Below are 12,453 nucleotides of genomic sequence, written 5' to 3' on the forward strand. Positions count from 1 at the left end.
AGGGCTCGGGGTCATGCGGTGCGCCTGATGCGGTCGCGGTAGAGATTTTCCAATGCGGTGTTGTGTTCATCTCCCCCCGGGATGTTCGCCGAGATGTACAGAGGGGGAACGGCCCCCGCCTCTGAGATCCGGCGGGACACCTCGATGGTGAGAAGCTGTGCGATGAATGCGGATGTGATCGAGGAGATCGCACCCACTCCGATGTCACCGGGGAGCGACAGGGTGGTGTCTCCGAACGGGGCGCGGTTGTCGATAACCACGTCGGCGATCTCGCTGAGGCGCTTGCCGCTCGGGTGCTTCGGTTCGACCGCGTTGGTGTGTTCGATGCTCGTCACGGCGATGACCTTGTGGCCGAGCTCCTTCGCTTTCAGAGCCACCCCGACGATCGACCCGTTGACGCCGGAGTTCGACGCGATGATGAAGATGTCGGCGTCGTTGATCAGTGACACGGTGAAGAGTTCGTCGACGACGGAAGGATCGCGCTCGAGGCTCGAGCCGCCGAGCACGGACACATCGCGACTGCCGTGCAGGACGATGTCGCGCAGGGCGAGGTTGTTCGTCGGGATGAGTCCACCCGCGCGGCCGGCAATCTCCATGGCGAACGCCTGGGAGTGGCCGGTTCCGAAAGCCTGAACGACCCCGCCAGCGTCGAGCGACGCGACGATGAGATCGATCGCGTCGTCATAGCCGCCCGTGGCGGCCATCTCGGCGATCGCTTCGAGGCGACGGGTCGCCTGGTCGAGGAATTCGGGGACGAGGTCAGACATTGGCGGGACTCCCTGGGGTGATGTCGCGTTCGCGCGACCGACGAACGGTGCGCACGTGCGCTGGGCGGCGGTGCTCGGAGACAGCCATCGCCGATGCGGCGAGTTTCGTGGCGATCTCGGTGAAGTTCAGTTGGGCGACGAGGAGGTAGAGAAGATCCAGGACGAACAGTTGTGAGTGCTTGGCGGACAGGTCGTCCGGCTGGAGGTACAGCTCGGGGGCGGCGGTGATGACGGTGACATCCGCGACCTCGGCCAGTGGCGAGTCGGCGCTGTTGCTCAGTGCGATGGTGAAGGCACCTGAAGACTTCGCCTGGGAGAGCATCTGGATCGTCTCCTCGGTGCGCCCCGTGTTGGAGATGCCGATCGCGACGGCTCCTTTGCCGAGGATCGCCGCGCTCGTCAGGCCGCCATGCACTTCGCCCCAGCAGTGTGCGTTGATGCCGATCCGGTAGAGACGACTCTGCATCTCTGCGGCCATCCCGGCGCTTCCGCCGATGCCGTAGATGTCGAGGTGTTCGCTTTCGCTGATCGCGGTCGCGATGTCGGCGACGAGGTCGAGGTCGATGAGTTCGGCGGTCGACTGCAGTGACCGGATGTGCGAGTTGAGCAGTGTGCTGAGCACGCCGCGAGGCGCGTCGTCGGGGTCGAATCCGCGACCGATGTCTTCCCGCCAGGACTGGTGGGCGTCCCCGCGTCCGACATCGCTGGCCACGCCCACCCGGAACTGGACGTAACCGCTGTAGCCGATCAGCCGGCAGAACCGCGTGACGGTCGCTGCCGACGTCCCCGCCTTCTCCGCCAGCTCAGTGATCGAGAGCTCGAGAGGGGCGGCGGGATTCTCGAGAAGAAGCTCGGCGATTTTCACCATGACGCTCGACATCTGTGGCAGGTTTGCCTGAATGCGATTGGATACACGAACGCCACCCTCTGAGGTACTCATCGTTGACTGCGTCGTCATTGGCTGAAAATCCGTTTCACTGGTTTGAAGCTTTGTTGAAAACTATTCTTAGAACCTCACGTGGTCAATGACGCCTTTGTTAAGAATTGGTAACGATGACCCCTGTCCTGTTTCGAACGGATGACAATGCCCACTTTTCTCGCTGTGGACGCCGGTGGCACGAGCACCCGTGCCGTCCTCGTCGCCGCTGACGGCACCTGCCTGGGTTACGGAACGGCCGGCGGAGGCAATCCGATCTCCTCCGGAACCGAGCGGGCGGCATCCGCCGTCGTTGGTGCCATCTCGACGGCCACGGCGGTGGCGCAGCTGACCCCTCAGGACATCGGCTCGGGGATCCTCGCGATGGCCGGGTCCGGCGTCTCTCCCGAGACCGACTGGGTGACCAGCGCCCTGGCCGATGCCGGATTCTCTGGTTCGGTCGAGCTGCGCTCTGACCTGCTCGCGACGTTCTTCTCCGGCACATACGAGCCGGAGGGCTACGCGCTCGTCGGGGGGACGGGGGCTGCGGGCATCCGGGTGCGCGGCGGCATCGTCGATCGCGCGGCCGACGGTCTGGGTTGGTTGCTCGGCGACGTCGGATCCGGGTTCTGGATCGGGCACCGCGTCGTGCGGGATGCCGTGGCCGCCCTGGACGGCAGGTCGGGCCCGACGGCTCTCACCGGACTTCTGCTGGATGCCCTCGGCCTGGAATCGGATGCCGGCATCGATGCGGACGGTCGCCCTGGTGTCCTCCGGCTCGTCACCGACGCCGTCTACCGGCTCCGCCCGGTCGAACTGTCGCGGTTCGCGCCGCTCGCCTTCCAGGCGACCGGTGATGAGGCCGCGCGGTCGATCCTCGCCGAAGCGGCTGAAGCGCTCGCCCGGCTGTTCGGGGCGGTCGCGGATCCCGAACTCACCGGTCCCCTGGTTCTCGGCGGGAGCATCCTCGCGCAGAAGAGCGTCGTGGCCGAGGCCGTCGCGACTGCCGCAACGGCGTCCGGGCTCGTGTCAGAGACGAGGCAGGTGCCCGACGGAGTGATCGGCGCTGCCGTGCTCACCCTGCAGACGGCGGGAGTCGACGTCGACGCCGCCGTCTTCGACCGCATCAGGACGTCGCTGGGCGGGTTGCGCTGACCGGGGCGGGTGGGCGACGGAGACTATCCCCACCGACCCCGGTCGTCATACGCTGGATCACATGACGACGCGATCAGCGGCCATCCGCGCGGGGCTCTGCTCCGTCACGTTCCGCGAACTTGCTGTGGACGACGTGATCGCGCAGGCAGGCACGGCCGGACTCGACGCCATCGAGTGGGGCACGGATGTCCACGTCCCCATCGACGACCTCGATGGGGCGAGCCGCACAGGCGACCTGACCCGCGACGCGGGACTAGCTGTGGCTTCCCTGGGCTCGTACTTCCGGTGCACGCCGAGCGAGGACATCGACGACCTCCTCGCTGCGGCATCCGCCATCGGCGCTCCTCGCGTCCGTGTCTGGGCGGGGCGGGCGGGATCGGCGAGCGTGTCGCCTGCCGAGCGGGCGGAGACAACGGCCATCCTCCGCGAGAGTGCCCTGCGTGCCGAGGATTACGGCGTCGAACTCGCCGTCGAGTTTCACGGCGGCACCCTGACAGACACCGGCGACTCGGCCAGACGCCTCCTGGAGGAGGTCGCGTCTGACAACGTCAGCTCATACTGGCAGCCGAGCAAGGGTCTCACCGACGCGGCCGCCTTCGCCGAACTCGAGGCCGTCGCCCCCTGGGTGTCCGCCGTGCACGTGTTCTCGTGGTGGCCGGACTCCGAACGGCTGCCTCTCGACGGGCGCTCAGAACTCTGGCAGCGGGTGCTGCCGTTCCTGCAGACGCTTCCCCGCGTGACCGACGCGTTGCTCGAATTCGTTCCGGACGACGACCCCGCCCTCCTGGCGAGCGAGGCCAGGACGCTTCGGCACTGGCTCGGCTGAAACGCACCGCACGGACCGCATCCCTGAATTTTGTCGTGTCACGCAACGAATTACTGCACGCGGCCGCTGCGCACGGCTAGCATCGAGGGACGGCTGACTGGCCAGTACCCGCAAAGGAGCACCCCGCCAATGGCAAACGAACGCAACGCACTCATCGTCCGAGGCGGATGGGAGGGCCACGCTCCCGTCGCGGCGACCGACCTCTTCATCCCGTATCTCGAGGCCAACGGCTTCACCGTGCGCGTCGAGGACTCGACGGCCGTGTACGCGGATGCCGACGCAATGGCATCCATGGATCTCATCGTCCAGTGCGTGACGATGTCCACCATCGAGAAGCCGGAACTCGCCGGGCTGATCTCCGCGGTGCGTGCCGGTACCGGTCTTGCGGGCTGGCACGGCGGGATCGCCGACTCCTTCCGCTCGTCGAGCGACTACCTCCAGTTCGTCGGTGGACAGTTCGCCAACCACCCCGGCAAGCCGGAGGGTGAACCGGTCGTCGGTGACGAGACCGACAATTTCGTCCCGTACGCGGTGGAGCTGACCGACCTCGGCCGGCGGCATCCGATCACCGAAGGCATCGCCGATTTCGACCTGGTGACCGAGCAGTACTGGGTTCTCTCCGACGAGCTCAACGACGTGCTCGCGACGACGACGCAGAAGGTGCGCCCTGGCGACCCCTGGCATCGTGAGGTCACATCGCCTGCCGTGTGGACCCGGCAGTGGGGCGATGGGCGGATCTTCGTGGCGACACCGGGGCACTCCGTTGCCGTGCTGCAGGATGAGAACGTCCGCACGATCATCGAAAGGGGACTCCTGTGGGCCAGCCGCTGAACCTCGGGATCATCGGGGTCGGAGCCATTTCGGCCCAGTACCTCGCCAACCTCCCGAAACTGCCGCAACTGAAACTCGTGGCTGTGGCAGACCTCGACATCTCCCGCGCGGAAGCCGTCGCCGCCGAGCACGGCGTGCGGGCGTGTTCGGTCGACGAGCTCCTCGCCGACCCTGCCGTGGACACCGTCCTCAACCTGACCATTCCGGCAGCGCACGCGCCGATCGCGCTGAGGGCCATCGCCGCTGGGAAGAACGTCTACGGCGAGAAACCCCTCGCCGTCACCACCGCGGAAGCACGGGAGGTGCTGGATGCCGCGACGCAGGCGGGCGTCCTCGTCGGCTGTGCGCCTGACACCGTGCTCGGCACCGGCATCCAGACCGCCAGGCAGGCGATCGACGACGGGCTCATCGGCACTCCCGTCGCTGCGACGGCGACCATGGTCACTCCTGGACACGAGCGGTGGCATCCGAATCCCGACTTCTACTACTCCCCAGGCGGCGGTCCGCTGCTCGACATGGGGCCGTATTACGTCTCGGCGCTCGTGACGATGCTGGGCCCCGTCGACCGCGTCGTCGGTGTCGCCAGCCACCTGCGCGACAGCCGCGTGATCGGGGCAGGTCCCAGGGCCGGCGAGAGCGTCCCTGTGTCGATCGACACGCACGTCACCGGCATCCTCACCCATGAGTCCGGCGCGATCTCGACCTTGCTGATGAGCTTCGACGCGGTCAAGACCCTCGCGGCGCCGATCGAGGTCCACGGGGATGCCGGCAGCCTCGCGGTGCCAGACCCCAACACTTTCGACGGGGCGGTGAGGCATTTCCCCCTCGGTGCCGACGACTGGGCAGAGCTTCCCGTGAGCGGCGGGTACCGCGACAGCGGCAGGGGCTTCGGCCTCGCGGACCTCGCAGACACCCCGGCAGGGTCCGAGCCGCGCGCCGGTGGACGGCTCGCTTTCCACGTCCTCGACATCCTCGAATCGGTGCTGCGGTCAGCGGACTCCGGGCACGAAGAGCGCGTCGACAGCTCCGTCGAGCGACCAGCGGCCGTGCCGCTGAGCGCCGGGTAGCGCCGACGCGGGTCACGTCCCGGTTGCGGACGTACTCACCTGTTACGGACGTACTCACCTGGTACGCGGGGTGAGTACGTCCGAAACAGGTGAGTAGGCCGGACTCCACTCGCGACCGCACCGCGAACGACCTGCGAAGCCCCCTATCGGCCCGACCGGTCGAGGGCTACCATGCTGCGCATGAGGGCACGACTGGTGTTGGCAGGCGCCGCGGTGGCGGTAGCCCTTTCGGGCTGTGCGCCGACAGGAACCGGGCCGAGCCCGAGCCCGACGGACGAGCCGTCGGCGACACCGAGCCCATCGGCGACCCCGACCGCCGAGCCCCTGACGATCGTCGATTGCGAGGTTCTGCTGCCGATCGAGGACGCACGGGCGTTGTTCTCCGATGCCACGGAATTCCTCGGCGAACGGCCGCCGACGGAATCCGGCGGGTGGTTCCCCCTCGACGAGATCGACAGCACGCTCGCGGCGTCGACCCAGGCGAGAGCGTGCTCGTGGGGCGTGCCGAACTCCGACGGCGTCTTCACGATCCACGCGGTCGAAGTGACCGAGGAGCAGCGCAGCAGCCTGGAGGCGGCGCTCACCGCTGCGGGCTTCTCGACCGAGACCACCGGGACGGTCACGACGTTCGAGATGACCGGCGAGAACGAGGTCTCCACGATCGCGGCGACCCACCTGTTCACGGGCGACCTGTGGATCATGGTCAACTCCAACGACCTCAGCACGACGGGTCCTGCCGCGACCTCAGCGCTCGACGCGATGCGCGCTGCGAACCCGACGCTCGGGTTGTGAGCCGCGCGGCCATCGCCTTCGGCGCACTCGCCACTTCCGGACCCACTCACCTCGCGTGACGGGTGAGTACGTCCGGAACACGTGAGCAGATCGCGCGCGCGAGCGCGGGCTAGCCTGCCGGAGGCGCGTCGACCGCCCGCGCGAGCTGTGCCCCCGCCTCACGCAGCCAGTGCACCGTGTCGGTCATGGCGGCCTCGGCGCTTCCGGCGAGGTCTGTCAGCGACACCGCGTGCGCGAACCCGTCAGGCTCGGCCGTGATCGCGCCGGCCACGAGCAGCGGCGATGCCCCGGTCTGCTCGGCCAGCGACCGGACGTATGACGGCACCTTTCCAGCATCCGACTGCCCGTCGAAGCGTCCCTCCCCCGTGATCACGATCGTCGCGGATGCCACGGTCTCCGGCGCGTGCATCACCTCACCGACCGCCTCTGCCCCCGCGGCGACCGTCGCGCCCCAGGCCAGGAGCGCGAACCCGGTTCCACCGGCTGCGCCCGCTCCCGGCGTCGAGGGGTCTCCACCCAGGACGGATGCGAGCCGCTCAAGCCCGGAGTCGAGCTCGGCGACCTGCACCTCGTCTGCTCCCTTCTGCGGACCGAACACGGCGGCAGCGCCCAGCGGGCCGAGCAGCGGGTTCGTCACGTCGCTGAGAATCGTCGCGCCTCCGGCCGGGAGTGCACGGAGGTGGGCGGTATCGATCGCCGCGACGGTGGCGAGCCCGCGGCCGCCCGGCACGACCGGCTGCCCCGATGAGTCGGACAGCACAGCGCCGAGCGCGGTCAGGGCGCCTGCTCCGCCGTCCGTCGACGAGCTTCCGCCGATCGCGAGGTAGAGCCGGTCGACGCCCGAGTCCACGGCCGCGGCGATCGCCTCGCCGAACCCGATGGTGTGCGCGTCGAGCGGCTGCAGCGGATCGAGCAGGGTGATGCCACTCGTCGTGGCGAGTTCGACGACCGCGGAGTTGTCCGGCAGGAGGATCCAGCTCGCGTCGACCGGTCGGCCAGCGGGACCGGTCACAGTGACCGGCATCCGCCTCGCATCGGCCACCGCGAGCTCGAACGCGTCGAGCGTTCCCTCGCCGCCGTCGGCCAGCGGCATCCGGATCACGGTGTCACTCGGGCGGACCGACAACCAGCCCTCAGCGAGTGCCGCCGTCACCTCGCTCGCGGTCGCTGTGCCTTTGAAGGAGTCTGGCGCGATCGCCACTCTGAGGTCGGTCATGCTTCAACAGTGCCAGAACCCGGCACCGCGTGACGCCCAACAGGAGAATCCGGCGTGAACGAACGCTCAACACGAGCAGACAGCCGCTCCAGCAGCGGCTCTCCTGTCGAGCGGCAGCACCAGAAACACCACGGGCGAATCAGGCTCGCGGTGGCGCCGTCGACTCACGCACGACGAGCTCGGGAACGATGCGCGGAAGGTCGGCGGCCTGCTCATCCTGAAGTACGGCAAGAAGCTCGGTCATGATGTCGCGACCGAGGCCGTCGAAGTCCTGCCGGATCGTGGTCAGCGGCGGCGCGAAGTGCTCGGCCTCCGGGATGTCGTCGAATCCGACGACGCTGACATCCTGCGGCACCCGCAGCCCACCCTGGGTGAGCGCATGGATGAGCCCGAGCGCCATCTGGTCGTTCCCGGAGAACACGGCGGTCATCTCGCGGTCGCCGGCGAGCGCCAGTCCGTGGCGGTGTCCGCTCGCCGGGGTCCAGTCGCCGACGAGGTGTTCACGCGCGACGAGACCCGATTCAGCGAGCGCGTCGCGCCAGCCGCGCACCCGCTCGGAGGCGTCCGTCGAATCGCGTGGGCCCGAGATGTGACGGATGTCGCGGTGCCCCAGCCCGATCAGGTGCTCGACGGCGGCACGCGCCCCCGCGTACTGGTCGAGCGCGACGCTGTGCACCCCCGGGCGCCTGCCAGCGTCGACAGCCACGAGCGGAACACCCAGTTCGATGCCGAGGATCGCGTCGAGCGCTCCGGCGTGAGCAGCGATGAGCACGATGGCCTCGACGTTCTGTCGCACGAGCAGCTCGACGGCGGATCGCAGCGAGGCCGGATCTGAGTCGAGCATGCTCGCCATGCTCACGGCGTACCGCGCATCGCGAGCCGCGTCGTTGAAGTGCAGCGCTGTGGACGACGGCCCGTAGTCCGGTCCGCCCGTCGTGATCAGCCCGATGGTGCGCGACCGCCGGGTGACGAGGGCGCGGGCGGCCTGCGACGGCGTGTACCGGAGCTGCTTGATCGCCTTCTCGACGCGGTCCCTCGTGGCCGGCCGCACGTTCGGCAGGTCGTTGAGCACCCGGGAGACGGTCTGGTGGCTGACTCCGGCGAGCCGCGCGACATCGAAGATGTTGGCGACGCGCGCACGCTCGTCTTCGTTCGTCACCACCTCGGCCCACTCCTGCCCGGCGACTCGCGCCCCTGCATGCTCATTCGATTATCCCGCCTCACGGGCCTCACCCGGTGCGCCCGACAGCTCCGGCCACGTTTCCGGGCGGATGCCGCGGGTCACGTCCGTCTCGCCGTCAGCACCTTCTGCAGGATGATGAAGACGAGCAGCAGCGCGCCGATGAAGATGCGGGTCCACCATGAGGTGAGGTTGCCGTCGAAGGTGATGAGGGTCTGGATCGTGCCGAGCACGAGCACGCCGAGGACCGAGCCGAGGACGAAGCCGTACCCGCCGGTCAGCAGGGTGCCGCCGATCACGACGGCCGCGATGGCATCCAGTTCCGTTCCGATCGCCGTCAGTGCGTAGCCGGACAGCGTGTAGAAGCTGTACAGCACTCCGGCGAGGCCGGAGCAGAATCCGCTGATCACGTAGACGAGCACCTTGGTCCGCGCGATCGGGAGCCCCATCAGCACGCCGGACTGCTCGCTCCCGCCGATCGCATAGACCGTGCGACCGAGACGCGTGTAGTGGAGGACGTAGACCGCCACGGCGATGACGAGCACCGCGATGATCACGCTCGGCGTGATGCTCAGCCGGGGTGCCAGCGGGATCCGTGTCTGCGCGAGGGCGACGAACACCGGGTCGACGATCGAGATCGTCGTGTTGCTGATCACGTAGCAGAGCCCCCTTGCCAGGAACATGGCCGCGAGCGTCGCGATGAACGGCTGGATCTGGAAGTAGTGGATCATCAGCCCGACGAGCAACCCGAGGAAGGACGTGAGGATGAGCACCAGCGGGATGATCACCCCTGGAGACCATCCGGACTGCAGCAGGCTGGCCGTGATCATCGTCGACATCGCGAGCACGGCGCCGACCGAGAGGTCGATGCCTCCGGTGAGGATGACGAAGGTCATGCCGACGGCGAGCACGAGCAGGTAGGCGTTGTCGATGAAGAGGTTGGCGATCACCTGCGGGTTCGTGAACCCCCGGTAACGGAAGGCGCCGACCACGAACATCCCGACCAGCAGCACTGCTGTCACGATGACGGGCCCGTACTTCGGGTTGGTCAGAGCGTCTCGTATGCGGTCGAATGCCCGGACAGGCGTGGCGGGCCGCTGCGGGGACGGGGCGATGGCGGTCATGCGGAAACCTCCGAGATGCGGCGGGCGGCGTTGCGACGATGCCAGGAGTCGATCAGTTCGGTGGTCCGCGGGGACTGGAGCAGGCAGACGGCGGTGACGACGGCCGCTTTGAACACCATGGTCGCGATCGGGGGGATCCCGACGGTGTAGACGGTCGTCACGAGCGTCTGGATGACGAGCGCACCGATCAGGGTCCCGAACAGCGAATACCGGCCGCCAGCGAGTGACGTTCCGCCGATGACCACGGCCAGAATGGCATCCAGTTCGATGAACAACCCGGTGTTGTTGGCGTCCGCTGCCGTCTGGTTGCTGGTCAGCACCAGGCCGGCGAGTGCGGCACAGAATGCCGTGAACACGTAGACGCTGATGAGCAGGCCACGCGACCGGACACCGGCGAGGCGGGATGCCTCCGGGTTGATCCCGACAGCCTCGATCATCAGTCCGAGCGCTGTGCGCCTCGTGATGAGCAGCGCGAAGAGGAAGAGGGCAGCTGCGATGAGCACTGAGACGGGCAGACCTCCGAAGAAGCCGGAGCCGAGCACTTTGAACGGCGGGCTGTTCACCGTGAGGATCTGCCCCTCCGTGATGAGCATGGCGACGCCCCGCCCCGCGGTCATCAGGATCAGCGTCGCGATGATCGGCTGGATGCCGAGGATCGAGACGAGGAAACCGTTCCAGAGGCCGAGCACGAGGGAGATGAGGATCGCGACGATCACGGCGACGGCGACGGTGCCTGGGCTGCCCGGGTCCGATGAACCGAGGATGATCGAACAGGCCACTGCGCCGGAGATCGCGCAGATCGCGCCGACCGACAGGTCGATCCCGCGGGTGGCGATGACGAGGGTCATGCCGATGGCGATCATGAGGGTCGGTGAGCCGTTGCGCAGGATGTCGATGAGGCTGCCGAAGAGGTGCCCGTCGCGGACCTGGACGGAGAAGAACCCCGGGAACGCGATCAGGTTGATCAGCAGCAGCACGAGCAGCATCACGACCGGCCAGAACAACCGGTGTGCCATCAGTCGTCTCATGCGACCGCCTCCGTTTCAGCGCCTTCGGCGATGATCGCCAGCAGGTTGTCCGTGGTGAGATCGTCGTTCTCGATGTCGGCGACCATCCTGCGGTCGCGCATGACCGCGACCCGGTGGCTCAGCCGGAGAACCTCGTCGAGTTCGGCGGAGATGTAGACGACGCTCATCCCGTTCTCGGCGAGATTCGACACGAGCTTCTGGATCTCGGCTTTCGCCCCGACGTCGATGCCTCGTGTCGGCTCGTCGAGGATGAGGAGTCGCGGTGCGATGGCGAGCCAGCGGGCAAGGAGCACCTTCTGCTGGTTGCCTCCCGAGAGGTTTTTGAGGAGCGCGTCCGGGTTCGCTGGGCGGATGTTGAGGGCCTGGATGTAGCTCTCGGCGAGCTCGTTCTGCCGCTTCTTGGGGATCGGCCGGAACCAGCCGCGGTCTGCCTGCAGGGCAAGGGCGATGTTGTCGCGGACGGAGAGATCGTCGAGGATGCCTTCCTCCCTCCGGTTCTCGCTGGAGTACACGATGCGGTCTCGGATCGCCTGGCGCGGATTGCGGATGCGTCTGGTCGCCCCTGCGACGGTGAGCGTTCCGGCATCCGCCCGGTCGACTCCGGCGAGGATGCGCGCAAGTTCGGTGCGACCGGAGCCGAGAAGCCCGGCGAGGCCGACGACCTCACCTTCGTACACCTCGAGGTCGATCGGCTCGATCGACCCTTTCCTGCCGAGGCCGATGGCGCTGATGTACGGCACGAGTGCGTCCTCGTCGACCGACTGCGCCTTCGTCTTGCGTTCGAGTGCCTCGAGGACGGTGAGTTCCTTGCCGATCATCTTCTGCACGAGTTCGATCCGAAGGATCTCGTCGGTCAGGTACTCGCCGACGAGCTTGCCGTTGCGCAGCACGGTGAGCCGGTCGGAGATCTCATAGACCTGGTCGAGGAAGTGGGAGACGAAGAGGATCGCGACTCCGTCCTTCTTGAGGTTCCTGATGATTCGGAACAGTTCCTGGACCTCGTCGGCGTCGAGGCTCGATGTCGGCTCGTCGAGGATGAGCACGCGGGCGTTGATGTCTGTGGCCCTGGCGATCGCGACGAGCTGCTGCACGGCGAGCGAGTGGGAGCCGAGCCGCGAGTTCGGGTCGATGTCGAGGTGGAGGCGCTTCAGCAGTTCGGCAGCACGCCTGCGGGTGGCTTTCCAGTCGATACCGCCCCACCTGCGGGGTTCGCGGCCGAGCATGATGTTCTCGGCCACGGTGAGGTTGGTGAGGAGGTTGACCTCCTGGTAGACGGTCGAGACGCCGGCGGCCTGCGCTTCGGCGGTACCGCTGAACGAGACGGATTCGCCGCCCAGCAGAATCACGCCGCTGTCGATCCGGTACACGCCGGTCAACGCCTTGATCAGGGTCGATTTACCGGCCCCGTTCTCGCCCATCAGTGAATGGACTTCGCCGGGGAACATCCGGAAACTGACGTCGTCGAGGGCCTTCACCCCGGGGAAGCTGATCGAGATGTGCTCCATCGCGACGGCTGGCTGTGGTTCGGTCATGCTGGAATCTCTCTGCGCT

12 protein-coding genes are annotated in these 12,453 nt (G+C 67.5%); 5 read left to right on the forward strand and 7 right to left on the reverse strand.

Annotation, left to right across the window (positions count from 1 at the left end; all coding sequences use genetic code 11):
* Positions 1-11: 11 nt before the first annotated feature.
* Positions 12-767 (reverse strand): sugar isomerase domain-containing protein, encoded by a 756-nt coding sequence (locus tag AC1M2K_RS03300; RefSeq protein WP_480237991.1) that lies wholly within the window; start codon positions 765-767, stop codon positions 12-14.
* Positions 760-1,725, reverse strand: coding sequence for a MurR/RpiR family transcriptional regulator (locus AC1M2K_RS03305; RefSeq protein WP_480239829.1), 966 nt, complete (start codon positions 1,723-1,725; stop codon positions 760-762). Before AC1M2K_RS03305 ends, AC1M2K_RS03300 begins: the two co-directional genes overlap by 8 nt.
* 126 nt (positions 1,726-1,851) lie before the next feature.
* On the opposite strand from AC1M2K_RS03305, the gene AC1M2K_RS03310 reads away from it, so the two are divergent.
* From AC1M2K_RS03310 to AC1M2K_RS03330, 5 genes are all read left to right on the forward strand, one after another.
* Positions 1,852-2,838 (forward strand): N-acetylglucosamine kinase, encoded by a 987-nt coding sequence (locus AC1M2K_RS03310; protein WP_480239830.1) that lies wholly within the window; start codon positions 1,852-1,854, stop codon positions 2,836-2,838.
* A gap of 61 nt (positions 2,839-2,899) precedes the next feature.
* Positions 2,900-3,664 carry a sugar phosphate isomerase/epimerase family protein gene (locus AC1M2K_RS03315; protein WP_480239831.1) on the forward strand — a complete coding sequence of 255 codons (765 nt, stop codon included), beginning with the start codon at positions 2,900-2,902 and terminating at the stop codon, positions 3,662-3,664.
* Positions 3,665-3,793: 129 nt separating this feature from the next.
* Entirely contained in the window at positions 3,794-4,495 is a 702-nt protein-coding gene (locus AC1M2K_RS03320) for a ThuA domain-containing protein (RefSeq protein WP_480239832.1), read from the forward strand.
* Positions 4,480-5,562 carry a Gfo/Idh/MocA family protein gene (locus tag AC1M2K_RS03325; RefSeq protein ID WP_480239833.1) on the forward strand — a complete coding sequence of 361 codons (1,083 nt, stop codon included), beginning with the start codon at positions 4,480-4,482 and terminating at the stop codon, positions 5,560-5,562. The genes AC1M2K_RS03320 and AC1M2K_RS03325 overlap by 16 nt, the downstream gene beginning before the upstream one ends.
* 180 nt (positions 5,563-5,742) lie before the next feature.
* Positions 5,743-6,354: a hypothetical protein gene (locus AC1M2K_RS03330; RefSeq protein WP_480239834.1), complete on the forward strand. Its 612-nt coding sequence runs from the start codon at positions 5,743-5,745 to the stop codon at positions 6,352-6,354.
* A gap of 109 nt (positions 6,355-6,463) precedes the next feature.
* Here the strand turns inward: AC1M2K_RS03330 and AC1M2K_RS03335 are convergent, their stop codons facing one another.
* From AC1M2K_RS03335 to AC1M2K_RS03355, 5 genes are all read right to left on the reverse strand, one after another.
* A complete protein-coding gene (locus AC1M2K_RS03335; protein WP_480239835.1) occupies positions 6,464-7,570 on the reverse strand; it encodes a glycerate kinase in 1,107 nt (368 codons plus the stop codon).
* Between the two features lie 139 nt (positions 7,571-7,709).
* Complete coding sequence (locus tag AC1M2K_RS03340) at positions 7,710-8,732, reverse strand: LacI family DNA-binding transcriptional regulator (protein WP_480239836.1); 1,023 nt, start codon at positions 8,730-8,732, stop codon at positions 7,710-7,712.
* Between the two features lie 119 nt (positions 8,733-8,851).
* A complete protein-coding gene (gene yjfF / locus AC1M2K_RS03345; protein ID WP_480238000.1) occupies positions 8,852-9,874 on the reverse strand; it encodes a galactofuranose ABC transporter, permease protein YjfF in 1,023 nt (340 codons plus the stop codon).
* Positions 9,871-10,902, reverse strand: coding sequence for an ABC transporter permease (locus AC1M2K_RS03350; RefSeq protein ID WP_480238001.1), 1,032 nt, complete (start codon positions 10,900-10,902; stop codon positions 9,871-9,873). Before AC1M2K_RS03350 ends, yjfF begins: the two co-directional genes overlap by 4 nt.
* Positions 10,899-12,434, reverse strand: coding sequence for a sugar ABC transporter ATP-binding protein (locus AC1M2K_RS03355; protein ID WP_480239837.1), 1,536 nt, complete (start codon positions 12,432-12,434; stop codon positions 10,899-10,901). The genes AC1M2K_RS03350 and AC1M2K_RS03355 overlap by 4 nt, the downstream gene beginning before the upstream one ends.
* Positions 12,435-12,453 lie beyond the last annotated feature (19 nt).

Source organism: Mycetocola sp. Y171 (assembly GCF_056713165.1).

Coding starts and splice junctions, on each gene's coding strand:
- AC1M2K_RS03305 (WP_480239829.1), bottom strand. CDS start 1,725: ATGACGACGCAGTCAACGATGAGTACCTCAGAGGGTGGCGTTCGTGTA.
- AC1M2K_RS03335 (WP_480239835.1), bottom strand. CDS start 7,570: ATGACCGACCTCAGAGTGGCGATCGCGCCAGACTCCTTCAAAGGCACA.
- AC1M2K_RS03355 (WP_480239837.1), bottom strand. CDS start 12,434: ATGACCGAACCACAGCCAGCCGTCGCGATGGAGCACATCTCGATCAGC.
- AC1M2K_RS03300 (WP_480237991.1), bottom strand. CDS start 767: ATGTCTGACCTCGTCCCCGAATTCCTCGACCAGGCGACCCGTCGCCTC.
- AC1M2K_RS03315 (WP_480239831.1), top strand. CDS start 2,900: ATGACGACGCGATCAGCGGCCATCCGCGCGGGGCTCTGCTCCGTCACG.
- AC1M2K_RS03320 (WP_480239832.1), top strand. CDS start 3,794: ATGGCAAACGAACGCAACGCACTCATCGTCCGAGGCGGATGGGAGGGC.
- yjfF (WP_480238000.1), bottom strand. CDS start 9,874: ATGACCGCCATCGCCCCGTCCCCGCAGCGGCCCGCCACGCCTGTCCGG.
- AC1M2K_RS03350 (WP_480238001.1), bottom strand. CDS start 10,902: ATGAGACGACTGATGGCACACCGGTTGTTCTGGCCGGTCGTGATGCTG.
- AC1M2K_RS03330 (WP_480239834.1), top strand. CDS start 5,743: ATGAGGGCACGACTGGTGTTGGCAGGCGCCGCGGTGGCGGTAGCCCTT.
- AC1M2K_RS03310 (WP_480239830.1), top strand. CDS start 1,852: ATGCCCACTTTTCTCGCTGTGGACGCCGGTGGCACGAGCACCCGTGCC.